This is a genomic window from Pannonibacter sp. SL95 (genome assembly GCF_026672425.1).
Classification (GTDB): domain Bacteria; phylum Pseudomonadota; class Alphaproteobacteria; order Rhizobiales; family Stappiaceae; genus Pannonibacter.
The window spans coordinates 1,471,742-1,494,668 of sequence record NZ_JAPPRC010000003.1 but is presented as its reverse complement, the minus strand read 5'-3'; the positions used below and the strand labels follow the sequence as shown (position 1 = coordinate 1,494,668).

27 protein-coding genes are annotated in these 22,927 nt (G+C 61.9%); all 27 read right to left on the bottom strand.

The window, feature by feature from the left end; genetic code table 11:
* Window positions 1-10: 10 nt before the first annotated feature.
* Window positions 11-205 carry a 50S ribosomal protein L30 gene (rpmD, locus tag OVA12_RS07695; protein ID WP_268135982.1) on the bottom strand — a complete coding sequence of 65 codons (195 nt, stop codon included), beginning with the start codon at window positions 203-205 and terminating at the stop codon, window positions 11-13.
* A gap of 41 nt (window positions 206-246) precedes the next feature.
* The gene (rpsE, locus tag OVA12_RS07690; RefSeq protein WP_268135980.1) at window positions 247-816 is read right to left on the bottom strand and encodes a 30S ribosomal protein S5; all 570 of its coding nucleotides are present in this window, start codon (window positions 814-816) and stop codon (window positions 247-249) included.
* A 41-nt stretch (window positions 817-857) separates the two neighbouring features.
* On the bottom strand, window positions 858-1,220 hold the full coding sequence (rplR, locus tag OVA12_RS07685) for a 50S ribosomal protein L18 (RefSeq protein WP_268135978.1): 363 nt from the start codon (window positions 1,218-1,220) through the stop codon (window positions 858-860).
* A gap of 12 nt (window positions 1,221-1,232) precedes the next feature.
* A complete protein-coding gene (gene rplF, locus OVA12_RS07680; protein WP_268135976.1) occupies window positions 1,233-1,766 on the bottom strand; it encodes a 50S ribosomal protein L6 in 534 nt (177 codons plus the stop codon).
* A gap of 41 nt (window positions 1,767-1,807) precedes the next feature.
* Window positions 1,808-2,206: a 30S ribosomal protein S8 gene (rpsH, locus tag OVA12_RS07675; protein WP_268135974.1), complete on the bottom strand. Its 399-nt coding sequence runs from the start codon at window positions 2,204-2,206 to the stop codon at window positions 1,808-1,810.
* A 12-nt stretch (window positions 2,207-2,218) separates the two neighbouring features.
* Complete coding sequence (gene rpsN / locus OVA12_RS07670) at window positions 2,219-2,524, bottom strand: 30S ribosomal protein S14 (protein WP_268135972.1); 306 nt, start codon at window positions 2,522-2,524, stop codon at window positions 2,219-2,221.
* A 33-nt stretch (window positions 2,525-2,557) separates the two neighbouring features.
* A complete protein-coding gene (gene rplE / locus OVA12_RS07665; protein ID WP_268135970.1) occupies window positions 2,558-3,115 on the bottom strand; it encodes a 50S ribosomal protein L5 in 558 nt (185 codons plus the stop codon).
* Window positions 3,108-3,425, bottom strand: a complete 318-nt coding sequence (rplX, locus tag OVA12_RS07660) for a 50S ribosomal protein L24 (protein WP_268135968.1) — start codon at window positions 3,423-3,425, stop codon at window positions 3,108-3,110. The genes rplE and rplX overlap by 8 nt, the downstream gene beginning before the upstream one ends.
* Window positions 3,425-3,793 (bottom strand): 50S ribosomal protein L14, encoded by a 369-nt coding sequence (rplN, locus tag OVA12_RS07655; RefSeq protein ID WP_013652493.1) that lies wholly within the window; start codon window positions 3,791-3,793, stop codon window positions 3,425-3,427. Before rplN ends, rplX begins: the two co-directional genes overlap by 1 nt.
* A gap of 67 nt (window positions 3,794-3,860) precedes the next feature.
* A complete protein-coding gene (gene rpsQ / locus OVA12_RS07650; RefSeq protein ID WP_268135965.1) occupies window positions 3,861-4,088 on the bottom strand; it encodes a 30S ribosomal protein S17 in 228 nt (75 codons plus the stop codon).
* A gap of 10 nt (window positions 4,089-4,098) precedes the next feature.
* A complete protein-coding gene (rpmC, locus tag OVA12_RS07645) occupies window positions 4,099-4,299 on the bottom strand; it encodes a 50S ribosomal protein L29 (protein WP_268135963.1) in 201 nt (66 codons plus the stop codon).
* Between the two features lie 22 nt (window positions 4,300-4,321).
* A complete protein-coding gene (gene rplP / locus OVA12_RS07640; protein WP_268135961.1) occupies window positions 4,322-4,735 on the bottom strand; it encodes a 50S ribosomal protein L16 in 414 nt (137 codons plus the stop codon).
* Window positions 4,736-4,774: 39 nt separating this feature from the next.
* A complete protein-coding gene (gene rpsC, locus OVA12_RS07635) occupies window positions 4,775-5,509 on the bottom strand; it encodes a 30S ribosomal protein S3 (protein ID WP_268135959.1) in 735 nt (244 codons plus the stop codon).
* Window positions 5,509-5,889, bottom strand: coding sequence for a 50S ribosomal protein L22 (rplV, locus tag OVA12_RS07630; RefSeq protein ID WP_268135957.1), 381 nt, complete (start codon window positions 5,887-5,889; stop codon window positions 5,509-5,511). The genes rpsC and rplV overlap by 1 nt, the downstream gene beginning before the upstream one ends.
* A gap of 2 nt (window positions 5,890-5,891) precedes the next feature.
* The gene (gene rpsS, locus OVA12_RS07625; protein ID WP_268135955.1) at window positions 5,892-6,170 is read right to left on the bottom strand and encodes a 30S ribosomal protein S19; all 279 of its coding nucleotides are present in this window, start codon (window positions 6,168-6,170) and stop codon (window positions 5,892-5,894) included.
* Between the two features lie 12 nt (window positions 6,171-6,182).
* A complete protein-coding gene (gene rplB, locus OVA12_RS07620; RefSeq protein ID WP_268135953.1) occupies window positions 6,183-7,016 on the bottom strand; it encodes a 50S ribosomal protein L2 in 834 nt (277 codons plus the stop codon).
* Window positions 7,017-7,033: 17 nt separating this feature from the next.
* A complete protein-coding gene (locus tag OVA12_RS07615) occupies window positions 7,034-7,327 on the bottom strand; it encodes a 50S ribosomal protein L23 (protein ID WP_268135951.1) in 294 nt (97 codons plus the stop codon).
* Window positions 7,324-7,944 (bottom strand): 50S ribosomal protein L4, encoded by a 621-nt coding sequence (rplD, locus tag OVA12_RS07610; protein WP_268135949.1) that lies wholly within the window; start codon window positions 7,942-7,944, stop codon window positions 7,324-7,326. Before rplD ends, OVA12_RS07615 begins: the two co-directional genes overlap by 4 nt.
* On the bottom strand, window positions 7,944-8,651 hold the full coding sequence (gene rplC, locus OVA12_RS07605; protein ID WP_268135947.1) for a 50S ribosomal protein L3: 708 nt from the start codon (window positions 8,649-8,651) through the stop codon (window positions 7,944-7,946). Before rplC ends, rplD begins: the two co-directional genes overlap by 1 nt.
* 23 nt (window positions 8,652-8,674) lie before the next feature.
* A complete protein-coding gene (gene rpsJ, locus OVA12_RS07600) occupies window positions 8,675-8,983 on the bottom strand; it encodes a 30S ribosomal protein S10 (RefSeq protein WP_013652482.1) in 309 nt (102 codons plus the stop codon).
* 67 nt (window positions 8,984-9,050) lie between these two features.
* Complete coding sequence (gene tuf / locus OVA12_RS07595) at window positions 9,051-10,241, bottom strand: elongation factor Tu (RefSeq protein WP_268135917.1); 1,191 nt, start codon at window positions 10,239-10,241, stop codon at window positions 9,051-9,053.
* Between the two features lie 46 nt (window positions 10,242-10,287).
* Window positions 10,288-12,363, bottom strand: coding sequence for an elongation factor G (fusA, locus tag OVA12_RS07590; protein ID WP_268135938.1), 2,076 nt, complete (start codon window positions 12,361-12,363; stop codon window positions 10,288-10,290).
* A gap of 24 nt (window positions 12,364-12,387) precedes the next feature.
* The gene (gene rpsG / locus OVA12_RS07585; protein WP_268135937.1) at window positions 12,388-12,858 is read right to left on the bottom strand and encodes a 30S ribosomal protein S7; all 471 of its coding nucleotides are present in this window, start codon (window positions 12,856-12,858) and stop codon (window positions 12,388-12,390) included.
* A 10-nt stretch (window positions 12,859-12,868) separates the two neighbouring features.
* Window positions 12,869-13,240, bottom strand: coding sequence for a 30S ribosomal protein S12 (gene rpsL / locus OVA12_RS07580; protein WP_106755153.1), 372 nt, complete (start codon window positions 13,238-13,240; stop codon window positions 12,869-12,871).
* A gap of 707 nt (window positions 13,241-13,947) precedes the next feature.
* Window positions 13,948-14,250, bottom strand: a complete 303-nt coding sequence (locus OVA12_RS07575; protein ID WP_268135934.1) for a regulator — start codon at window positions 14,248-14,250, stop codon at window positions 13,948-13,950.
* A 67-nt stretch (window positions 14,251-14,317) separates the two neighbouring features.
* Window positions 14,318-18,517 (bottom strand): DNA-directed RNA polymerase subunit beta', encoded by a 4,200-nt coding sequence (rpoC, locus tag OVA12_RS07570; protein ID WP_268135932.1) that lies wholly within the window; start codon window positions 18,515-18,517, stop codon window positions 14,318-14,320.
* Between the two features lie 102 nt (window positions 18,518-18,619).
* Complete coding sequence (gene rpoB, locus OVA12_RS07565; RefSeq protein WP_268135930.1) at window positions 18,620-22,753, bottom strand: DNA-directed RNA polymerase subunit beta; 4,134 nt, start codon at window positions 22,751-22,753, stop codon at window positions 18,620-18,622.
* Between the last annotated feature and the right edge of the window lie 174 nt (window positions 22,754-22,927).

Genomic DNA, 22,927 nt, shown 5'->3' with positions numbered 1-22,927 from the left:
CCTGATCTCGTCACGCTTCTTCGACGACGCGGACGAGATGCCGGACCGTGTGGATCATGCCGCGCACTTCAGGAGTATCCTTCAGCGTCGAGCGGCGGTGCATCTTGTTCAGGCCGAGACCGATCAGGGTCGCCCGCTGATACGCCGGGCGGCGAATCGGGCTGCCGATCTGTTCGACCGTAATGGTCTTTTCGGTGTTCGCCATGGAACTACCCCTCGTTCAACTGGTGTGCGGAGCGCCGAGGATCAAGCCTCGGCGCCAGCCGCCACCGCATCATCGTTGTCACGGCGACGCGACTGCAGCGCCGACACCTTAAGGCCACGACGAGCCGCGACCGAACGCGGGCTGTCTTCCTTGGTGAGGGCCGCAAAGGTTGCGCGCACCATGTTGTAGGGGTTGGACGACCCCAGCGACTTCGCCACAACGTCCTGCACGCCGAGCGTCTCGAAGACAGCGCGCATCGGGCCGCCTGCGATGATACCGGTACCGGCCGGAGCCGCACGCAGGATCACCTTGCCGGCGCCGTGACGGCCTTCGACGTCATGGTGCAGGGTCCGGCCTTCGCGCAGCGGCACGCGAACCATCGCACGCTTGGCTGCTTCGGTTGCCTTGCGGATGGCTTCCGGCACTTCACGTGCCTTGCCATGACCGAAGCCAACGCGGCCCTTCTGGTCACCGACGACGACGAGCGCGGCAAAGCCGAACCGGCGGCCACCCTTGACCACTTTCGCGACGCGGTTGATGTGTACGAGCTTGTCGACGAACTCGCTGTCGCGCTCTTCGCGATCGCGCTCCCGTGTGTCCTGTCTCGCCATATTATTAGTCTTCCGTTCTTCAGAGCGCCAACGGGCGCTGGTCAGAATTCAAGTCCGCCCTCGCGAGCCGCATCAGCAAGCGCCTTGACGCGCCCGTGATACTGATACCCGCCACGGTCGAACACGACCTGCTTGACGCCAGCGGCCAAAGCGCGCTCGGCGACAAGCTTGCCGACAGCAGCCGCAGCTGACACGTCGGCGCCCGTCTTCAGGCTGCTCCGCAGATCCTTTTCGATCGTCGAAGCCGAGGCAATGGTGTGCCCCTTCTGATCGTCGATGATCTGGGCATAGATCTGCTTCGACGACCGGAATACAGAAAGACGCGGACGACCGTTCGCGACCTTCTTGAGTGAACGACGCACGCGGTCGCGACGACGCTCGAAAGCAATTTTGCTGTTCGCCATGATCCGGTCCCGTTACTTCTTCTTGCCTTCTTTGCGGACGATGTACTCGCCTGCATAGCGGACGCCCTTGCCCTTGTAGGGTTCGGGGCCACGGTACTCGCGGATATTCGCCGCAACCTGGCCAACAACCTGCCGGTCAATGCCGGAGATCAGGATTTCCGTCGGCTTCGGGCACTTGATTTCAATGCCAGCCGGGATCGGATAGACCACGTCGTGCGAGAAGCCGAGAGCCAGCTGAAGATTGCTGCCCTGGACCTGAGCACGGTAACCCACACCGGTGATCTCGAGCTTGCGTTCGAAGCCCTGCGACACACCCGTGACGAGGTTCTGAACCAGCGTACGCGACATGCCCCACATGGCACGCGCGGTCTGGCTCTTGTTGACGGGCTGCACCGAAATGCCACCCTCTTTAATCTCGGCCGAAACATTGTCGTTGAGCTCGAGGGACAGCTGTCCCTTCGGGCCCTTGACCTCGATCATTCGGCCGTTGATCGTTGCCGTTACCCCGCTCGGCACGGGGACTGGCTTCTTGCCAATTCGAGACATCTGATCAACCTTGTCAGAAACAAAGAAAGCCATCGGCCGCGTCAGAAGACGCGGCAGAGGACCTCACCACCTACGTTCTCATCCCGCGCCTGATGGTCAGCCATGACGCCGCGCGGAGTCGACAGAATCGACACGCCCAGGCCATTTGCCACGTGCGGAATGTTCTTGACCGACGAGTACACCCGACGACCCGGCTTGGAAATCCGCTCGATTTCGCGGATGACCGGCTGGCCGTCAAAGTACTTCAGTTCGATCTCGAGTTCGGACTTGCCGCCCTCGAATTCGACCGTCGAATAACCCCGGATGTACCCTTCCTTGGCCAGGACATCAAGTACATGCTGGCGCAGCTTGGAGCCAGGCGTGGAAACCTTGCTCTTGCCGCGCATTTGGGCATTCCGGATGCGGGTGATCATATCACCCAACGGATCGGAAATCGCCATCGCAGCTTCTCCTTACCAGCTCGACTTGACCAGGCCCGGGATCTTGCCCAGGGAACCCAGTTCACGCAGCGCAACGCGCGACATCTTCAGCTTCCGATAGAAGCCGCGCGGACGGCCGGTGACTTCACACCGGTTCCGGATGCGGCTCGGGGCCGAATTGCGCGGCAGTGCAGCAAGCTGCAGCCGGGCCGCAAAACGCTCTTCAAGCGACAGGGTCTCGTCATTGGCTTTCGCCTTCAGAGCCGCCCGCTTGACAGCGTACTTCTTAACAAGACGTTCGCGCCGCTTGTTCTTCTCGATCGCGCTCTTCTTCGCCATCGTCGTTCCTCGTTCCTTTCCCGTATGTCCGCGTTATTTGCGGAACGGGAAGTTGAACGCGCGCAGCAGCTCGCGCGCTTCGTCATCAGTCTGCGCCGTAGTGCAGACCACGATGTCCATGCCCCAGATCTGGTCGACCTTGTCGTACTCGATCTCGGGGAACACGATGTGTTCCTTGATGCCCATGGCGTAGTTGCCACGACCATCGAAGCTCTTGGCGTTCAGGCCCCGGAAGTCACGCACGCGCGGCAGCGCGATGGTGATCAGGCGATCCAGGAATTCGAACATCTGGGTGCGACGCAGGGTGACCTTTGCACCGAGCGGCATGCCCTCACGAACCTTGAAGGTCGCGATGGACTTGGCCGCCTTGGTGATCACCGGCTTCTGACCGGCGATGAGCGCCAGGTCTTCTGCGGCAATCTTGGCCTTCTTGCTGTCGCTGACAGCCTCGCCGACGCCCATGTTGAGAACGATCTTCTCAAGCGACGGGATCTGCATCGGGTTCGAATAGTTGAACTTTTCCTGCAGCTGCTTGCGCACGACGTTTTCGTAATGCGCCTTCATCCGCGGCACGTAATTGGTCTCAGCCATCGATCAGGTCTCCCGAACGCTTGGCCACACGGACCTTACGGCCATCTTCCAGAACCTTGAACCCGACGCGGGTTGCCTTGCCGTCCTTGGGATCGGCAACTGCCAGGTTGGACAGGTGGATCGGGGCTTCCTTGGCCACAATGCCTGCTTCCTGGGTCTGCGTCTGGCGCTGGTGCCGGCGAACAACGTTGATGCCACGAACAACAGCCTTGCTGTCGGTCGGGAGCATCTGCAGCACGACGCCCGTCTTGCCCTTGTCACGACCGGCAAGCACGACGACCGTGTCGCCCTTCTTAATTTTCGCAGCCATCAGAGCACCTCCGGCGCGAGCGAAATGATCTTCATGTGGTTCTTCGCACGGAGCTCGCGCGGCACCGGCCCGAAGATACGGGTGCCAATCGGCTCCTTGTTGTTGTTGACCAGGACCGCCGCGTTGCGGTCGAACCGGATCACGCTGCCGTCGGGACGGCGAATATCCTTCGCCGTACGCACGACGACCGCCTTCATCACGTCGCCCTTTTTGACGCGGCCGCGCGGAATAGCTTCCTTGATGCTGACGACGATGATGTCGCCAACGCGGGCATACTTCCGCTTCGAGCCGCCGAGCACCTTGATGCACATGACACGACGGGCGCCGGAATTATCCGCCACGTCGAGGTTTGTTTGCATCTGAATCATGACTTGGCCGCCTTATTCTATCCACGACGCTCCTGCCACGGGCGCCGGATGTCAAATGGGGCCGTGGTCAAACGACCACGGTCCAACGCTTCGTCTTGGAGATCGGCGCGCACTCTTCGATCTGAACAGTGTCGCCAACCTGGCAGTTGTTGCTTTCATCGTGCGCCCGATACTTCTTCGAGCGACGAACGGTCTTCTTCAGCAGCGGGTGGGTGAAGCGGCGCTCCACCTTGACCGTCACCGTCTTGTCATTCGCGTTGCTGACAACGGTGCCCTGCAGGATGCGTTTTGGCATGGTCGTCTCCTTACGCGTTTCCGCCCACGCGCTTTTCGCGCATGATCGTCTGGATCCGGGCGATGTCGCGGCGGATCTGCCGCACACGACCGGTGTTCTCGAGCTGACCCGTTGCCTTCTGGAAGCGCAGGTTGAACTGCTCCTTCTTGAGGCCTTCGAGCTCCGTGCGGAGCTCGTCGAGGGTCTTTGCCCTTACATCATTTGCCTTCATGGCTCAAAATCTCCTGGCTGCCTTACTCGGCGATCCGCTGGATGAACCGGCACTTGATCGGCAGCTTGGCAGCACCAAGGCGCATTGCCTCGCGGGCAATATCCTCAGGCACACCGTCGATCTCGAACATGACCCGGCCCGGCTTGACGCGGCAAGCCCAGTAGTCCGGTGCGCCCTTACCCTTACCCATGCGGACTTCCGCCGGCTTGGACGAAACTGGCACATCCGGGAAGATCCGGATCCACACGCGACCCGCACGCTTCATGTGACGGGTGATTGCACGACGGGCTGCCTCGATCTGGCGCGCGGTAACACGCTCCGGCTCCAAGGCCTTGAGGCCGAACTCGCCGAAGTTCAGGTCAGTCCCGCCCTTCGCGAGGCCATGGATGCGGCCCTTGTGCTGCTTGCGGAACTTCGTTCGCTTCGGTTGCAGCATCGTTTTTCTCTCGTTTCCTGGCGATGCAGCGCTGCCCTATCAGGCAGCGCGCTCGCGACCCCGATCACGATCACGGCGCGGGCCGCGATCACTCTGATTCGAATCCGAGCCTTCGGTCGCCCGGCGCTCAGACGCCATCGGATCGTGCTCGAGGATCTCGCCCTTGAAGATCCAGACCTTGACGCCGCAGGCACCGTAAGCGGTGTGAGCGGTCGCTGTGCCATAATCGATGTCGGCGCGCAAGGTGTGCAGCGGCACACGGCCTTCACGATACCACTCCAGACGGGCGATTTCCGCGCCACCCAGACGACCACCGCAGTTGATACGGATGCCCTGGGCGCCGAGACGCATCGCCGACTGAACGGCACGCTTCATCGCGCGGCGGAACGCAACACGGCGTTCCAGCTGCTGTGCGATCGAAGCAGCCACGAGGTTGGCGTCGATCTCCGGCTTGCGCACTTCAACGATGTTGATGTGCACTTCCGAGTTGGTGATCGAGGCGAGCTTCTTGCGAAGCTTCTCGATGTCCGCACCCTTCTTGCCGATCACCACACCCGGACGACCGGAGTGGATGGTGACGCGGCACTTCTTGTGCGGGCGCTCGATGACGATCTTGGACACCGCAGCCTGCTTCAGCTCGGTCATGAGGTATTCGCGGATGCGGAAGTCCTCATGCAGCAGCTTGCCGTACTCGCCCTTGTTTGCGTACCAGCGCGAGTCCCAGGTGCGGTTGATCCCGAGGCGCATGCCGATCGGGTTAACTTTGTGTCCCATCAGGCAGTCTCCTCGACTTCACGGACAACGATGGTCAGGTTCGAGAACGGCTTCTCGACCCGGCCAGCCCGACCGCGCGCACGGGCATGGAAACGCTTGATGACGAACGCCTTGCCCACATGGGCTTCGGCGACCACCAGACGGTCCACGTCCAGGTCGTGGTTGTTCTCGGCATTCGCAATCGCCGACATCAAGGTCTTCTTGACGTCACCGGCGATGCGCTTGCGGGAGAACGTCAGGTCCGCGAGTGCGGAACCGACCTTCTTGCCGCGGATCGCAGCCGCCACGAGGTTCAGCTTCTGCGGGGAGACGCGCAGCATGCGCGTGACCGCCTTGGCCTCGTTGTCGGCGAGCGTCCGCTCACGCTTCGGCTTGCCCATCGTTACTTCCTCTTCGCCTTCTTGTCGGCGCCATGCCCGTAGTAGGTCCGGGTCGGCGAGAACTCGCCGAGCTTCTGACCGATCATTTCTTCAGACACAAGCACGGGAACGTGCTTCTGCCCGTTGTAGACGCCGAAGGTCAGGCCGACGAACTGCGGAAGGATGGTCGAGCGGCGGCTCCAGGTCTTGATGACCTCGTTGCGGCCAGACTCGCGAACCTTGTCCGCCTTCTTCAGCAGATACCCGTCGACAAACGGACCTTTCCAGATCGAACGTGTCACGATCCGTACCTCTTAACTCTTGCGCGCATGACGGCTACGGACGATGAACTTCGCCGTAGACTTGTTGCGACGCGTGCGCTTGCCCTTGGTCGGCTTGCCCCAGGGGGTAACCGGATGACGGCCACCCGAGGTCCGGCCTTCACCACCGCCGTGCGGATGGTCGACCGGGTTCATGGCAACACCGCGGGTGTGCGGACGAATGCCAAGCCAGCGAGACCGACCGGCCTTGCCCAGGTTGATGTTGCCATGGTCCGGGTTCGACACCGCGCCGATGGACGCCATGCAGGTGCCCAGAACGCGGCGCTGTTCGCCAGACATCAGACGCAGGATCGTGTAACCCTGGTCACGGCCAACGATCTGCACGAAGGCACCAGCAGAGCGAGCGATCTGACCGCCCTTGCCCGGCTTGAGTTCCACGTTGTGCACGATGGTGCCAACGGGGATGGATGCCAGCGGCATGGCGTTGCCCGGCTTGACGTCGACGGACTGGCCGGAGATGACATTGTCACCAACTGCCAGGCGCTGCGGCGCCAGGATGTAGGCCAGCTCGCCATCTTCATAGCGGATGAGCGCGATGAAGGCGGTGCGGTTCGGATCGTACTCAAGCCGCTCGACGGTGGCAGCAACGTCGAACTTGCGACGCTTGAAGTCCACCAGACGGTAGCTGCGCTTGTGACCGCCACCGACGTTGCGGGCGGTGAGACGGCCACGGTTGTTGCGGCCACCGGTCTTGTTCAGGCCTTCGGTCAGGGTCTTGACCGGCTTGCCCTTCCACAGATCGGCGCGGTCCACCTGGACCAGCTGACGCCGGCCGGGGGACGTGGGGTTAAAGGTCTTCAGTGCCATTTTTTCCTGTCCCCGCCTCAGAGCCCGGTGGTCACGTCGATCGACTGACCTTCGGCGAGCGTCACGACAGCCTTCTTGTAGTCAGACTGCTGACCCAGACGGCCGCGGAAGCGCTTCAGCTTGCCCTTGCGGACCAGCGTGTTCACTGCAGTCACCTTGACCCCGAACAGGGCCTCGACAGCTGCCTTGATTTCCGGCTTGGTCGCCGTCTGGGCAACCTTGAAGACCACCTTGTTCTGCTCGGCAGCCATGGTCGCCTTCTCGGTGATCACCGGGCTGACGATCTTGTCGTAGTGAGCGACCTTGCTCATTTGAACCGCTCCTCGATGGCCGACACCGCAGCCTTGGTCAGGACCAGGGTGTTGCGACGCAGGATGTCGTAGACGTTGATGCCCTGAACCGGGAGCACGTCGATCGACGGGATGTTGCGGGCAGCCAGAGCGAAGTTCAGATCGATTTCCGAACCATCGATGACCAGTGCGTTGGCCAGGCCCAGCTTGCCGAACTTTTCCTTCAGCATCTTGGTCTTGGCTTCAGCGGCCTTGGCGTCCTCGACGATGATCAGCGAGCCGGCCTTAACCTTGGAAGACAGCGCATGGGCGAGACCCAGGGCGCGGACCTTCTTCGGCAGGTCATGAGCGTGATCACGCACGACCGGACCAAAAGCCTTGCCACCACCGCGGAACTGCGGAGCCTTGCGGTTGCCGTGACGGGCGCCGCCCGAACCCTTCTGGCGCACGAACTTCTTCGTGGTGCCAGAGACTTCCGAACGGCCCTTGGCCTTGTGGGTGCCAGCCTGGCGCTTGGCAAGCTGCCAGCGCACCACGCGGTGGATCAGATCCGTGCGCGGCTCGAGACCAAAGATCTCGTCCGACACCGTGATCGAACCGGCGGCCGAACCTTCGAGGGTTTTGACCTCAAGTTCCATCACTCACTCTCCTTGCCCGTGGCTGCCGCGTCGACGGCCCGGAACGCGCCCGGAACCGGCACGCCTTCCGGCAGCGCCTTCTTGACGGCGTCGCGAACCAGGATCCAGCCGCCCTTTGCGCCCGGGACGGAGCCTTCGATCATGATCAGACCGCGCTCCACGTCCGTGCGGACAACCTTCAGGTTCTGCGTGGTCACGCGGACATCGCCCATGTGACCAGCCATCTTCTTGCCCTTGAACACCTTGCCCGGGTCCTGACGCTGGCCGGTCGAACCGTGCGAGCGGTGAGACACCGAGTTACCGTGCGATGCGCGGCCACCACCGAAGTTGTGACGCTTCATGACACCGGCGAAGCCCTTACCGATCGAAGTGCCCGTCACGTCGACGAACTGACCAGCCACATAGTGGTCGGCAGTGATCTCGGAACCGACGTCAATCAGGTTGTCCTGGCTGACGCGGAACTCTGCGATCGTGCGCTTCGGCTCGACCTGGGCAACCGCGAAATGTCCGCGCATCGCCTTCGGCGTGTTCTTTACTTTAGCTGCACCGGCGCCAAGCTGCAGCGCGGTATAGCCGTTCTTTTCCTCAGTACGGTGAGCGACGACCTGGCACTTTTCCAGCCGCAACACAGTGACCGGAACATGCTCGCCAGCATCATTATAGATGCGCGTCATGCCCACCTTCTGAGCGATCACTCCAGAACGCATTGGCGTATCCCCTTTGATCCGACTCAGAGCTTGATCTCGACGTCGACACCGGCCGCCAGATCGAGCTTCATGAGAGCATCGACCGTCTGCGGGGTCGGATCGACGATGTCGAGAAGGCGCTTGTGCGTGCGCATCTCGAACTGATCACGGCTTTTCTTGTCGATATGCGGACCGCGAAGCACGGTGTACTTCTCAATCCGCGTCGGCAGCGGCACGGGTCCCCGCACCTGCGCACCGGTCCGCTTCGCCGTGTTCACGATCTCCCGGGTGGAAGCATCGAGAATACGGTGATCGAATGCCTTGAGGCGGATCCGGATATTCTGACCGTTCATTTCAGATTTCCCGATTAGGCGGCTCCCCTGCCCTTCGCATCAGGCGAAGAGCAGGAGTGCCAGCCACTTACTCAATGATGGAGGCAACGACGCCGGCGCCGACGGTACGGCCGCCTTCGCGGATTGCGAAGCGCAGGCCGTCTTCCATGGCGATCGGAACGATCAGCGTGACGACGACGGAGATGTTGTCGCCCGGCATGACCATTTCGGTGCCTTCCGGCAGTTCAACGATGCCCGTCACGTCGGTCGTGCGGAAGTAGAACTGCGGACGGTAGTTCGTGAAGAACGGCGTATGACGGCCGCCTTCTTCCTTGGTCAGGATGTAGGCTTCAGCCTTGAACTTCTTGTGCGGCTTGACCGTACCCGGCTTGCACAGAACCTGACCACGCTCGACGTCTTCACGGCCAACGCCGCGAACCAGAGCGCCGATGTTGTCGCCTGCCTGGCCCTGATCGAGCAGCTTGCGGAACATTTCAACGCCGGTAACGGTCGTCTTGCGGGTGTCGCGGATGCCGACGACTTCGACTTCCTCGCCAACCTTGACGATGCCGCGCTCGACGCGACCGGTCACCACGGTGCCACGGCCGGAGATCGAGAACACGTCTTCGATCGGCATCAGGAACGGCTGGTCGATCGGACGCTCCGGGGTCGGGATGTAGCTGTCAACAGCGTCCATCAGCGAGCGGATCGCGTCACGGCCGATGGCGGCGTCACGGTTTTCAACCGCGGCCAGCGCCGAGCCCTTGACGATCGGAATGTCGTCGCCCGGGAAGTCGTAGGACGAAAGCAGCTCGCGCAGCTCCATCTCGACGAGGTCCAGAAGCTCTTCGTCGTCGACCTGGTCGACCTTGTTCATGAACACCACCAGAGCCGGCACGCCGACCTGACGGGCGAGCAGGATGTGCTCGCGGGTCTGCGGCATCGGGCCGTCAGCGGCCGAGCACACCAGGATCGCGCCGTCCATCTGGGCGGCACCGGTGATCATGTTCTTGACGTAGTCGGCGTGACCCGGGCAGTCAACGTGCGCGTAGTGACGGTTGGCCGTCTCGTACTCGACGTGTGCCGTGGAGATCGTGATGCCGCGGGCCTTTTCTTCCGGCGCAGCGTCGATCTGGTCATAGGCCTTGGCGACCGCGCCGCCGACTTCTGCCAGCGTCATGGTGATCGCTGCGGTCAGCGTCGTCTTGCCGTGGTCAACGTGGCCGATCGTGCCAATGTTCACGTGCGGCTTCGTGCGCTCAAACTTTTCTTTTGCCATCGGATTTCTCCGCTTTCTCTAATTCTTTTTAAGGACGGTGGATGGTTCAGGCGTACTTCGCCTGAACCTGGTCGGCCACGGCCTGCGGAACCTGCTCGTAGTGGTCGAAGACCATCGAGTACTGAGCGCGGCCCTGCGACATCGAGCGCAGGTTGTTCACGTAGCCAAACATGTTGGCCAGCGGAACCATCGCGGTGATCGCGGTGACAACACCACGGTCTTCAGTGCCGTTGATCTGGCCACGGCGGGAGTTCAGGTCGCCGATGACGTCGCCCATGTAGTCTGCCGGGGTCACGACCTCGACCTTCATGATGGGTTCAAGCAGCTTCGGACCAGCCTTGGCGATACCTTCGCGGAAACCCGCGCGGGCAGCGATTTCGAAGGCCAGAACCGAGGAGTCCACATCGTGGTAGGCACCGTCGGTGAGGGTCGCCTTGATGTCGACCATCGGGAAGCCTGCGATCGGGCCCGAGGACATGACGCTCTCGATACCCTTGGTGACGCCCGGGATGTATTCCTTCGGAACCGAACCACCGACGATGGAGCTTTCGAAGGTGTAGCCTGCGCCAACCTCGTTCGGCTCGATCACCAGCTTGATGCGGGCGAACTGGCCGGTACCACCGGTCTGCTTCTTGTGGGTGTAGTCGATCTCGGCGCGGCGGGTGATCGTCTCGCGATAGGCCACCTGCGGAGCGCCGATGTTGGCTTCCACCTTGAATTCACGACGCATGCGGTCGACGATGATGTCGAGGTGAAGTTCACCCATGCCGGCGATGATCGTCTGGCCGCTTTCCTCGTCGGTCTTGACGCGGAAGGACGGATCTTCAGCAGCCAGGCGGTTGAGCGCGAGGCCCATCTTTTCCTGGTCGCCCTTGGTCTTCGGCTCGACGGCGATCTCGATCACTGGCTCGGGGAATTCCATGCGCTCCAGGATCACCGGCTTGTTCGGGTCACACAGGGTGTCACCGGTGGTGGTGTCCTTCAGACCGGCGAGCGCCACGATGTCGCCTGCATAGGCGATTTCGATGTCGTCACGGCTGTTGGAGTGCATCTGCATCATGCGGCCGACGCGTTCCTTCTTGTCCTTCACGGTGTTCGTGAGGCTTGCACCCTTGGTGAGAACACCAGAGTAGATGCGGCAGAAGGTGAGCGAACCGACGAACGGGTCGTTCATGATCTTGAACGCGAGCATCGAGAGCGGCTCTTCGTCCGACGAGCTGCGGGTGATTTCACCCTCAGTCTTCGGGTCGATGCCCTTGATGGCCGGAACGTCGAGCGGGCTCGGCAGGTAGGCGACAACGCCATCCAGCAGCGGCTGCACGCCCTTGTTCTTGAAAGCCGAACCACAGAAGATCGGAATGAACTCGCCGTGGATGGTGCCCTTGCGGATCAGAGCCATCAGCGCGTCGTTGTCCGGCTCGGTGCCTTCGAGATAGGCTTCCATAGCGGCTTCATCGACTTCAACGGCGGTCTCGATCATCAGATCGCGGAATTCCTGCGCCTTGTCGGCGAGGTCAGCCGGGATCTCGACTTCGTCCCAGGCAGCGCCCAGGGTTTCGTCGCGCCAGATCAGAGCCTTCATCTTGATCAGATCGACAACGCCAGCGAACTCGTTCTCGGCGCCGACCGGGATCTGCAGGCAGAGCGGCTTGGCACCCAGACGGGTCTTGACCATCTCGACGCAGCGGTAGAAGTCCGCACCGAGCTTGTCCATCTTGTTGACGAAGATCATGCGCGGCACGCGGTACTTGTCCGCCTGACGCCACACGGTTTCGGTCTGCGGCTCGACACCAGCGTTGGCGTCCAGCAGGGCGACGGCACCGTCCAGCACGCGCAGGGAGCGCTCCACCTCAATGGTGAAGTCCACGTGACCCGGGGTGTCGATGATGTTCAGGCGCTTTTCATTCCAGAAAGCGGTGGTCGCGGCCGACGTGATGGTGATGCCGCGTTCCTGTTCCTGTTCCATCCAGTCCATGGTGGCAGCGCCGTCATGGACTTCACCGATCTTGTGGCTCTTACCCGTGTAATACAGGATACGCTCGGTGGTCGTGGTCTTGCCGGCATCAATGTGAGCCATGATGCCGAAGTTGCGGTAGTCCTCGATCTTGTGCGTACGAGACATGGCGTCAGCCCTTCAACTCTTGGATTACCAGCGGTAGTGGGAGAAGGCGCGGTTCGCATCCGCCATGCGGTGCGTGTCTTCGCGCTTCTTGACGGCAGAGCCACGGTTGTTCGCGGCATCCAGCACTTCGCCCGACAGACGATCCACCATAGTGGTCTCGTTGCGGTTGCGGGCTGCAGTGATCAGCCAGCGAATTGCCAAGGCCTGGCGGCGGTCCGCACGGACTTCCACCGGAACCTGGTAGGTCGCACCACCGACACGGCGGGAGCGGACTTCCACCTGCGGCATGACGTTCTCGAGAGCGGCATGGAACACCTCGATCGGGTTCACACGGGCCTTCTTCTCGATGACGTCGAACGCGCCGTAAACGATGCGCTCAGCGGTAGACTTCTTGCCGTCGTACATGATCGAGTTCATGAACTTGGTGACGACGATATCGCCGAACTTCGGGTCCGGGATGATTTCACGCTTCTCGGCGCTATGACGACGGGACATCTAACGCTCCTTACTTCGGCCGCTTCGCGCCGTACTTCGAACGACGCTGCTTACGGTTCTTGACGCCCTGCGTGTCGAGCACGCCGCGGATGATGTGGTAGCGCACGCCCGGCAAGTCCTTGACGCGGCCGCCGCGGATCATCACCACGGAGTGTTCCTGAAGGTTGTGGCCTTCACCAGGAATGTAACCGATGACTTCGAAGCCGTTGGTCAGACGCACCTTGGCGACCTTACGAAGCGCCGAGTTCGGCTTCTTCGGGGTCGTGGTATAGACGCGGGTGCAAACACCACGCTTCTGCGGGCAGGCCTGCATGGCCGGCACCTTGTTCCGCTTCGGCGGGTCCTTCCGCGGCTTGCGGATCAGCTGGTTGATGGTCGGCATTCTGTGCCCTTTACCTTTGCCATCCAAAAATTCATCTGCAACTCTGCTTCTCGCAGATTCCAGTCAAACGGAATCGCGCCTCAGCCATGTCAGCCGACATGGGAGGCGCTGCGAAAACCAGAGGACCACGAGGTTAGTCGCGGTCATGCAATCGACGCGTATTCGCCTTTGAACCCGGCAGCGTTTAAGTTTTCAGGTTCCTTGCTTGGTCGCTGGAACACATCAGGACTTACCGCCTGCCATCGGGATGCGCGGAAACTACCCACGCCCCCGCCTCACGTCAAGGGAAATCTCGGGAATTCCTTGGGTTCACGCGGCTTCGGCCCATCACCAGCGTTTTTCGGCGGTGCGCCTGTCACATAGGGTGCTTTCCGATAGCCCCACCCCTGTTTCACGCAATTTTATGTCGCATTCAGGGGAAAGCCCTCGCCATCGCAAGGCTGCCATGCAGCGTGGACACGCCAGTTGTTAAGCCGGATTCGCCGGCAACCCCCGTGTTTGCGCTGATTCTGGTCATGATTTTTGCTTTGCTGGTTAACGCCGACTGAGTCTTGGACATCAGATTCGCGCGCCGGTGCCAGCACCTGATTCACGCACCTCGGCGCAATGCCCCCCCTGCCCTGCCGTAGCCCAGGCCTGCGAGCATAAAAAAAGGCCCCGCACCGCAGTGCGAGGCCTCTCGATGACAGCTGGTGGGCCTGTGCGCGTTATTCGCTCTTGAAGGCGATCACAGCCACGTTGCCTTCCAGAGCGTCCTGATAGGCATCGTCATAGGTCTCGTCATCCGGCTCGCCCGACAGGACGCCGATCTGGTCGAGTTCCGCCAGTGCGTAGCCATTCGCCGAAAGAGCCTCCAGCGTTGCCTGGATGGCTGTCTCTTCGTCCGCGCGGGACACCAGCACATGCACCGTGATGGCGTCCTGGGGAGCGCCCTCGGCGTCCTCCCAGACCCGGCCGACAACGATAAAGACGATCGGCTCATCGGCCTCGTCATTGTCATTCATGGCCATCGCGGCCTCCTCTCGTCAGCTAAAAGAAAGGCCGCCGGAGTGGCGGCCTTTCCTGTTGTCCTGCTCGTTACTCGGCAGCGCCCGACAGATCCGGCAGCAGGCCTTCTGCCGCGCTTTCGTCCGAGCGCTTGCGGCGCTCTTCGAGGATCAGGTCGTCGCGATGCGTCGCGATCTGGCGGATGCGCTTCATCACGCCGCCGGTACCGGCCGGGATGAGGCGACCCACAATCACGTTCTCCTTCAGGCCGACCAGCGGGTCGGTCTTGCCGTTGACGGCAGCCTCGGTGAGGACGCGCGTCGTCTCCTGGAAGGAGGCGGCAGAGAAGAACGAACGGGTCTGCAAGCTCGCCTTGGTGATACCAAGGAGAACCGGCACGCCCTTGGCCGGGGTCTTCGCCTCGTCAACGATGCGCTCGTTGACTTCCTCGAAGTCGATCCGGTCGACCTGTTCGCCTGCGAAGAACTCGGTCTCGCCGGCATCGGTGATCTCGATCTTCTGCAGCATCTGGCGAACGATCACCTCGATGTGCTTGTCGTTAATCACCACGCCCTGGAGGCGGTAGACTTCCTGGATCTCGTTGACGAGATAGGCAGCCAGTGCCTCGACGCCCTTGACCGCAAGAATGTCGTGCGGGGCCGGGTTGCCGTCGAGGATGTACTCGCCCTTCTCGATGGCATCGCCTTCCTGCAGGTGGAAGTGCTTGCCCTTCGGGATCAGGTATTCGACCGGTTCCAGCGCCTCGTCATTCGGCTCGACGATGACACGGCGCTTGTTCTTGTAGTCGCGACCGAAGCGGATGGTACCGCTGATTTCCGCGATGATGGCGTGATCCTTCGGACGGCGTGCCTCGAAGAGTTCGGCCACGCGCGGCAGACCACCGGTGATGTCCTTGGTCTTGGCGCTTTCCAGCGGGATACGTGCCAGCACGTCACCCGCCTTGACGCGGCTGCCGGGCTGAACCGACAGAATGGCGTCCACGGACAGAAGCAGACGGGCGTCGCCACCACGTGCCACCTTGGCGATGGAGCCGTTCTCGGTCTTGATGACCACGGCCGGCTTCAGATCCTGACCACGCTGCGACGTACGCCAGTCGATGACGACGCGCTTGGTGATACCGGTCGCCTCGTCGGTCGTTTCCTGAACCGACGCGCCATCCAGCAGGTCTTCGAAGTCGACCACACCATCCACTTCCGACAGCATCGGACGGGTGTAGGGGTCCCACTCGGCAATACGCTGGCCGCGCTTGACCGCATCACCTTCGTCCACATGCAGCTTGGAGCCGTAGGTGACGCGGTGAACGGCACGCTCGTTGCCGTCGCTGTCTACCACGACGATCGACATGTTGCGAACCATGGCAATGAGATTGCCATCGCTGTCGCGGGCGACAGAGCGGTTGCGCATGCGGATCGAGCCATCGACGTTGGACTCGATGAACGAGGAGTCCACCACCTGTGCGGTACCACCGATGTGGAAGGTACGCATGGTCAGCTGGGTGCCCGGTTCACCGATCGACTGCGCAGCGATGACGCCGACTGCTTCGCCCATGTTCACCGGCGTACCACGCGCCAGGTCACGGCCATAGCAGGTGCCGCAGACGCCGGTTTCGGTCTCGCAAGTCAGCACGGAGCGGATCTTGATCTGCTGCACCTTGGCAGCCTCGATCACTTCCACGTCCTTCTCATCGATCATGCGGCCGCGCGGGACGATGATCTCGCCGGTGGCATGGTTGTAGACGTCTTCCGCCACCGTACGGCCGAGGACGCGCTGTCCAAGGCTTGCGATGACCTGGCCGGCGTCGACAATCGCCTGCACGGTGATGCCGTTCTGAGAACCGCAATCCCGCTCGATGATGATCGAATCCTGCGCCACGTCCACGAGACGGCGGGTGAGGTAACCCGAGTTCGCGGTCTTCAACGCCGTATCGGCCAGACCCTTACGGGCGCCGTGGGTGGAGTTGAAGTACTCGAGAACCGAGAGACCTTCCTTGAAGTTCGAGATGATCGGGTTTTCGATGATCTCGCCCGACGGCTTGGCCATAAGGCCGCGCATGCCGGCAAGCTGCTTCATCTGGGCCGGAGAACCACGGGCACCGGAGTGCGACATCATGTAAACCGAGTTCATCGGCTTCTGACGACCCGTTTCCTCGTCGATCTGAACCGCCTGAATGCGCTTCATCATCTCGTCGGCGACGCGGTCGGTGCACTTGGCCCAGGCGTCAACGACCTTGTTGTACTTCTCGCCCTGGGTGATCAGGCCGTCGTTGTACTGCTGCTCGTACTCGGCGACCATGGCAGCGGTCTCGCCCACCAGCTTCTGCTTGGTGTCCGGGATCACCATGTCGTCCTTGCCGAACGAAATGCCGGCGCGGCAGGCGTTGACGAAGCCAAGCTGCATGATCCGGTCGCAGAAAATGACCGTCTCCTTCTGACCGCAAGCGCGGTAGACGGTATCGATCATCCGCGAGATTTCCTTCTTCGTCATCAGCTTGTTGCAGGTGTCGAAGGGAACCTCGAAATGCTTCGGCAGCAGTTCGGCGATCATCATGCGGCCAGGCGTGGTCTCATGGATGCCGGAGACCGGGTTGCCATCGGCGTCCACGGTCTTGAAGCGGCCACGGATCTTCGTGTGCAGCGTGATGACCTTGTTGGCAATCGCGTGCTGGATCTCGCCCATGCTGCTGAAGGCCATGCCCTGGCCCGGCTCGTTCTCCGCCATGATCGACAGATAATAAAGACCAAGCACAATGTCCTGCGAGGGAACGATGATCGGGCCACCGTTCGCCGGATGCAGGATGTTGTTGGTCGACATCATCAGCGTGCGTGCTTCCAGCTGGGCTTCCAGCGACAGCGGCACGTGCACGGCCATCTGGTCACCGTCGAAGTCGGCGTTGAAGGCCGAGCAGACGAGCGGATGCAGCTGGATCGCCTTGCCTTCGATCAGCGTCGGTTCGAACGCCTGGATACCCAGACGGTGCAGGGTCGGCGCGCGGTTCAAGAGCACCGGATGTTCACGGATAACCTCGTCGAGGATATCCCAGACCTCCGGACGCTCCTTCTCCACCAGCTTCTTGGCCTGCTTGACGGTCGAGGAGAAGCCCTTGGCGTCAAGGCGCGAATAGATGAAGGGCTTGAACAGCTCCAGAGCCATCTTCTTCGGCAGGCCGCACTGGTGCAGCTTCAGCTCCGGACCCACGGTGATCACCGAACGGCCGGAATAGTCGACGCGCTTGCCGAGCAGGTTCTGACGGAAGCGGCCCTGCTTGCCCTTGAGCATGTCGGACAGCGACTTCAGCGGACGCTTGTTGGCACCGGTGATGACGCGGCCACGGCGGCCGTTGTCGAACAGGGCGTCAACAGACTCCTGCAGCATGCGCTTTTCGTTGCGGATGATGATATCCGGCGCACGCAGCTCGATCAGGCGCTTCAGGCGGTTGTTGCGGTTGATCACGCGGCGGTACAGATCGTTCAGATCCGACGTCGCGAACCGGCCGCCGTCCAGCGGAACCAGCGGGCGCAGATCAGGCGGGATCACCGGGATCACGGTCATGATCATCCATTCAGGCCGGTTGCCGGACTGCTGGAAGGCTTCAATGACCTTGAGGCGCTTGGCGAGCTTCTTCGGCTTCAGTTCGGTGGTCGCCTCGGCGATCTCGACGCGCAGCTTCTCGCTCTCGCGGTCCATGTCGAGCGCCATCAGCAGCTCGCGGATCGCTTCGGCGCCGATCATGGCGGTGAAGCTGTCCTCGCCGTACTCGTCCTGTGCCGTCAGGTACTCTTCTTCCGAGAGCAGCTGGTGCTGCTTCAGCGGCGTCAGGCCGGGCTCGAGAACCACATAGTTCTCGAAATACAGCACGCGCTCCAGATCCTTCAGCGTCATGTCGAGCAGAAGGCCGATGCGCGAGGGCAGCGACTTGAGGAACCAGATGTGCGCCACCGGAGCGGCCAGCTCGATATGGCCCATGCGCTCACGGCGAACGCGCGACAGGGTCACTTCGACGCCGCACTTCTCGCAGATAACGCCCTTGTACTTCATGCGCTTGTACTTGCCGCACAAGCACTCGTAGTCCTTGATCGGACCAAAAATGCGCGCGCAGAACAGACCATCGCGTTCCGGCTTGAACGTACGATAGTTGATCGTCTCCGGCTTTTTGATCTCGCCAAAAGACCAAGACATGATCTTTTCGGGGCTCGCGAGGGAGATCCGGATCTGGTCGAAGGTCTGCGCAGGAGCCTGCTGGTTGAACAGGTTCATGACCTCATGATTCATGGGCTCTCTCCTTCGATGCACGGATGGGGAGCGGGCTCACTGGCCCGCCCCCCGCATCCGGCACGGTAGTCCTGTTTCGGTCGTCTTCAATGCCCGCGGAGTTCACTCCGCCGCGTCGGCCGCGGGCTCGTCATTGGTAAGAAGTTCGTTCTGCTGCAGTTCGACATTGAGGCCGAGCGAGCGCATTTCCTTGACGAGAACGTTGAAGCTCTCCGGAATGCCCGCCTCGAACGTGTCGTCGCCGCGAACGATGGCTTCGTAGACCTTGGTACGTCCGGCGACGTCGTCCGACTTCACCGTCAGCATTTCCTGCAGCGTATAGGCTGCACCATAGGCCTCGAGCGCCCACACTTCCATTTCACCGAAGCGCTGGCCACCGAACTGCGCCTTGCCACCCAGCGGCTGCTGGGTCACGAGCGAGTATGGGCCGATCGAACGGGCGTGGATCTTGTCGTCCACCAGGTGGTGCAGCTTGAGCATATAGATGTAGCCCACCGTGACCTTGCGGTCGAAGGCTTCACCCGTACGCCCGTCGTACAGCGTCGACTGACCACTCGGGTCGAGACCCGCGATGTTCAGCATGTCGACAATGTCCGGCTCATGCGCACCGTCGAACACCGGCGTTGCGATCGAGACGCCCTTCTTGAGCTGCTCGGCGAGGCGCACGACGGACTGGTCGTCGAACTCCTTGACCGCATCACCCTTGATGTTGTCGCCATAGATCTCGACGATCTGGCCCTTCAGCGCCTGGATCTCGCCCGACTTGCGATACTCTTCATAGAGTTCGCCGATCTTGCGGCCCATGCCTGCGCAGGCCCAGCCCAGGTGGGTTTCAAGGATCTGACCGACGTTCATGCGCGAAGGCACGCCGAGCGGGTTCAGAACGATGTCCACATGGGTGCCATCGGCGAGGAACGGCATGTCCTCGTTCGGGTTGATCTTGGAGACCACGCCCTTGTTGCCATGGCGGCCGGCCATCTTGTCGCCCGGCTGGATCTTGCGCTTCACGGCGACGAAGACCTTGACCATCTTCATCACGCCCGGGGGCAGCTCGTCACCGCGCTGCAGCTTGTCCACCTTGTCGATGAAACGCTGCTCGAGGCGCTTGCGGCTCTCGTCATACTGACCGCGCAGGGCTTCGATCTCGCTCATGAACTTTTCATCGTCCACGGCGAACTGCCACCACTGCGAACGCGGGAACTCGGCCAGCACTTCGCCGGAGAGAACCGTGTCCTTCTTCGAACCCTTCGGACCGGAGATCGCGGTCTTGCCACGCAGCATCTCGCCGAGACGGCCGTAGACGTTGCGGTCCAGGATCGCCTGTTCGTCGTCGCGGTCCTTGGCCAGGCGCTCGATTTCCTCGCGCTCGATGGCCATCGCACGCTCGTCCTTCTCGACGCCGTGACGGTTGAACACGCGGACTTCGACGACCGTACCGGTCACGCCGGGCGGCAGACGCAGCGAGGTGTCGCGAACGTCGGAGGCCTTTTCACCGAAGATGGCGCGCAGAAGCTTTTCTTCCGGCGTCATCGGGCTTTCGCCCTTCGGCGTGATCTTGCCGACGAGGATGTCGCCCGGCTTCACTTCGGCGCCGATGTAGACGATGCCGGCTTCGTCGAGGTTCTTCAGCGCTTCTTCCGAAACGTTCGGGATGTCGCGCGTGATTTCTTCCGGCCCAAGCTTGGTGTCACGGGCGGCGACTTCAAACTCTTCCAGGTGGATCGAGGTGAAGACGTCATCAGACACGATGCGTTCGGACAGGAGGATGGAGTCCTCGAAGTTGTAACCGTTCCACGGCATGAACGCGACGAGCACGTTGCGGCCGAGCGCCAGGTCACCCAGATCGGTCGACGGGCCGTCGGCGATGATGTCGCCCTTGCCGATCACGTCGCCCACCCGCACCAGCGGACGCTGGTTGATACAGGTGTTCTGGTTCGAACGCTGGAACTTCATCAGACGGTAGATGTCGACGCCCGACTTGGACGGATCGAGATCTTCCGTGGCGCGGATAACGATACGGGTCGCATCGACCTGATCGACCACACCGCCGCGGCGCGCGCCGATGGCAGCGCCCGAGTCACGGGCCACGATCGGCTCCATGCCGGTACCGACGAACGGAGCTTCGGCGCGAACCAGCGGAACGGCCTGACGCTGCATGTTCGAGCCCATGAGCGCGCGGTTCGCGTCATCGTTCTCAAGGAACGGGATGAGCGCGGCCGCGACAGACACGAGCTGCTTCGGCGACACGTCCATAAGGTCAACGCGCTCGGACGGGACGAGCATGTTTTCACCGGCGTGACGGCAGGTGACCAGTTCGTTGACGAAGCGGCCGGTCTCGTCCATCTGGGCGTTGGACTGGGCGACGTAGTGCTTCGCCTCTTCCATGGCCGACAGATAGACCACGTCGTTCGACACGACGCCGTCCTTCACCTTGCGGTACGGGCTTTCGATGAAGCCGTACTTGTTGACACGGGCAAAGGTCGCCAGCGAGTTGATCAGACCGATGTTCGGGCCTTCCGGCGTCTCGATCGGGCAGATACGGCCGTAGTGCGTCGGATGCACGTCGCGGACTTCGAAGCCGGCGCGCTCGCGGGTCAGACCACCAGGTCCAAGGGCCGACAGGCGGCGCTTGTGCGTCACTTCGGACAGCGGGTTGGTCTGGTCCATGAACTGCGACAGCTGCGAGGAACCGAAGAACTCGCGCACGGCGGCAGCCGCCGGCTTCGCGTTGATCAGGTCCTGCGGCATGACCGTGTCGATCTCGACGGAGCTCATGCGCTCCTTGATCGCGCGTTCCATGCGCAGGAGGCCGACGCGGTACTGGTTCTCCATCAGCTCGCCGACCGAACGGACGCGGCGGTTGCCGAGGTTGTCGATGTCGTCGATCTCGCCCTTGCCGTCGCGCAGGGCGAGCAGCAGCTGGATCACCGCCAGGATGTCTTCCTTGCGCAGCGTGCGCACGGTGTCCGGGCAGGCCAGGTCGAGACGCATGTTCATCTTGACGCGGCCGACCGCAGACAGGTCGTAACGCTCGGCGTCAAAGAACAACGACTGGAACATCGCTTCGGCGCTGTCCAGGGTGGGCGGCTCGCCCGGGCGCATGACGCGGTAGATGTCGAAGAGCGCGTCCTCGCGGGACTCGTTCTTGTCGACAGCCAGCGTGTTGCGGACATACGGACCCGTGTTGACGTGGTCGATGTCGAGCACGGACAGCTCTTCATAGCCACGCTGAATCAGCTCATCCAGCAGCTTGGCGGTGATTTCATCGCCGGCTTCTGCATAGATTTCACCGGTGACGAAGTCGACGACGTCCTCAGCCAGATACTGGCCGTGCAGGTCCTCGTCGGTCACCTTCAGACCGGTCACGCCCTTCTCGGCGAGCTGCTTCACCGTACGGGCGGTGATCTTGCGGCCAGCCTCGATCACGACTTCGCCGGTGTCGGCGTCGACCATGTCGTAGGAGGCCTTGGTGCCCTTCAGGCGGTCGCCGTCGAACGGCATGCGCCAGGAGCCCTTGCCCGAACGGCTGTACTCGATGCGCTGGTAGAAGGTGTTCAGGATCTCTTCGCCGTCGAGGCCGAGGGCCATCAGCAGCGAGGAAACCGGGATCTTGCGGCGGCGGTCGATACGCGCGTAGACGATGTCCTTGGCGTCGAACTCGATGTCGAGCCAGGAACCGCGGTACGGGATCACGCGGGCAGCAAACAGCAGCTTGCCGGACGAATGGGTCTTGCCCTTGTCATGATCGAAGAACACGCCCGGGGAGCGGTGCATCTGCGAAACGATGACGCGTTCGGTGCCGTTGACGACGAAGGTGCCGTTGTCCGTCATGAAGGGCATGTCGCCCATGTAGACGTCCTGCTCCTTGATGTCCTTGACGGACTTGGCGCCGGTGTCTTCATCGACATCGAACACGATGAGGCGGAGCGTCACCTTCAGCGGAGCGGCAAAGGTCATGCCACGCTGACGGCACTCGTCAACGTCGTACTTCGGGGGGTCGAACTCGTACTTTACGAATTCGAGCAAAGCCGTGCCGGCAAAATCGGAGATCGGGAATACGGAACTGAAGACCGCCTGAAGGCCTTCATCCCCACGCCCGCCCTTGGGCTCGTCGACCTGCAGGAACTGGTCGTACGAAGCCTTCTGCACCTCGATGAGGTTGGGCATGGCCGTGACATCGCGGATCGATCCGAAAAACTTCCGGACACGCTTGCGACCGTTGAACGTAAGAGTCATTGTCGCTCCTCGCATCGCCTGGGTGACGGCTGTCCGCAACGCCCCTTATCCAATCGGACCCACTGGGTCCAGGCGCTTCGGATAACCGTCCCCTATCTGGGACTAATGCCCCGGAAACGGGTGGCACCCGCCGGGGCTGGATGTGCGGTCCCGGGAAACCCGGGACCGCGATTT

Excerpts from the sequence above, each read along its gene's own strand:
- rpmD (WP_268135982.1), bottom strand. The coding sequence starts at position 205 with ATGGCGAACACCGAAAAGACCATTACGGTCGAACAGATCGGCAGCCCG.
- rpsE (WP_268135980.1), bottom strand. The coding sequence starts at position 816 with ATGGCGAGACAGGACACACGGGAGCGCGATCGCGAAGAGCGCGACAGC.
- rplR (WP_268135978.1), bottom strand. The coding sequence starts at position 1,220 with ATGGCGAACAGCAAAATTGCTTTCGAGCGTCGTCGCGACCGCGTGCGT.
- rplF (WP_268135976.1), bottom strand. The coding sequence starts at position 1,766 with ATGTCTCGAATTGGCAAGAAGCCAGTCCCCGTGCCGAGCGGGGTAACG.
- rpsH (WP_268135974.1), bottom strand. The coding sequence starts at position 2,206 with ATGGCGATTTCCGATCCGTTGGGTGATATGATCACCCGCATCCGGAAT.
- rpsN (WP_268135972.1), bottom strand. The coding sequence starts at position 2,524 with ATGGCGAAGAAGAGCGCGATCGAGAAGAACAAGCGGCGCGAACGTCTT.
- rplE (WP_268135970.1), bottom strand. The coding sequence starts at position 3,115 with ATGGCTGAGACCAATTACGTGCCGCGGATGAAGGCGCATTACGAAAAC.
- rplX (WP_268135968.1), bottom strand. The coding sequence starts at position 3,425 with ATGGCTGCGAAAATTAAGAAGGGCGACACGGTCGTCGTGCTTGCCGGT.
- rplN (WP_013652493.1), bottom strand. The coding sequence starts at position 3,793 with ATGATTCAGATGCAAACAAACCTCGACGTGGCGGATAATTCCGGCGCC.
- rpsQ (WP_268135965.1), bottom strand. The coding sequence starts at position 4,088 with ATGCCAAAACGCATCCTGCAGGGCACCGTTGTCAGCAACGCGAATGAC.
- rpmC (WP_268135963.1), bottom strand. The coding sequence starts at position 4,299 with ATGAAGGCAAATGATGTAAGGGCAAAGACCCTCGACGAGCTCCGCACG.
- rplP (WP_268135961.1), bottom strand. The coding sequence starts at position 4,735 with ATGCTGCAACCGAAGCGAACGAAGTTCCGCAAGCAGCACAAGGGCCGC.
- rpsC (WP_268135959.1), bottom strand. The coding sequence starts at position 5,509 with ATGGGACACAAAGTTAACCCGATCGGCATGCGCCTCGGGATCAACCGC.
- rplV (WP_268135957.1), bottom strand. The coding sequence starts at position 5,889 with ATGGGCAAGCCGAAGCGTGAGCGGACGCTCGCCGACAACGAGGCCAAG.
- rplB (WP_268135953.1), bottom strand. The coding sequence starts at position 7,016 with ATGGCACTGAAGACCTTTAACCCCACGTCCCCCGGCCGGCGTCAGCTG.
- OVA12_RS07615 (WP_268135951.1), bottom strand. The coding sequence starts at position 7,327 with ATGAGCAAGGTCGCTCACTACGACAAGATCGTCAGCCCGGTGATCACC.
- rplD (WP_268135949.1), bottom strand. The coding sequence starts at position 7,944 with ATGGAACTTGAGGTCAAAACCCTCGAAGGTTCGGCCGCCGGTTCGATC.
- rplC (WP_268135947.1), bottom strand. The coding sequence starts at position 8,651 with ATGCGTTCTGGAGTGATCGCTCAGAAGGTGGGCATGACGCGCATCTAT.
- rpsJ (WP_013652482.1), bottom strand. The coding sequence starts at position 8,983 with ATGAACGGTCAGAATATCCGGATCCGCCTCAAGGCATTCGATCACCGT.
- tuf (WP_268135917.1), bottom strand. The coding sequence starts at position 10,241 with ATGGCAAAAGAAAAGTTTGAGCGCACGAAGCCGCACGTGAACATTGGC.
- fusA (WP_268135938.1), bottom strand. The coding sequence starts at position 12,363 with ATGTCTCGTACGCACAAGATCGAGGACTACCGCAACTTCGGCATCATG.
- rpsG (WP_268135937.1), bottom strand. The coding sequence starts at position 12,858 with ATGTCCCGTCGTCATAGCGCCGAGAAGCGTGAAATCATCCCGGACCCG.
- rpsL (WP_106755153.1), bottom strand. The coding sequence starts at position 13,240 with ATGCCGACCATCAACCAGCTGATCCGCAAGCCGCGGAAGGACCCGCCG.
- OVA12_RS07575 (WP_268135934.1), bottom strand. The coding sequence starts at position 14,250 with ATGGCCATGAATGACAATGACGAGGCCGATGAGCCGATCGTCTTTATC.
- rpoC (WP_268135932.1), bottom strand. The coding sequence starts at position 18,517 with ATGAATCATGAGGTCATGAACCTGTTCAACCAGCAGGCTCCTGCGCAG.
- rpoB (WP_268135930.1), bottom strand. The coding sequence starts at position 22,753 with ATGACTCTTACGTTCAACGGTCGCAAGCGTGTCCGGAAGTTTTTCGGA.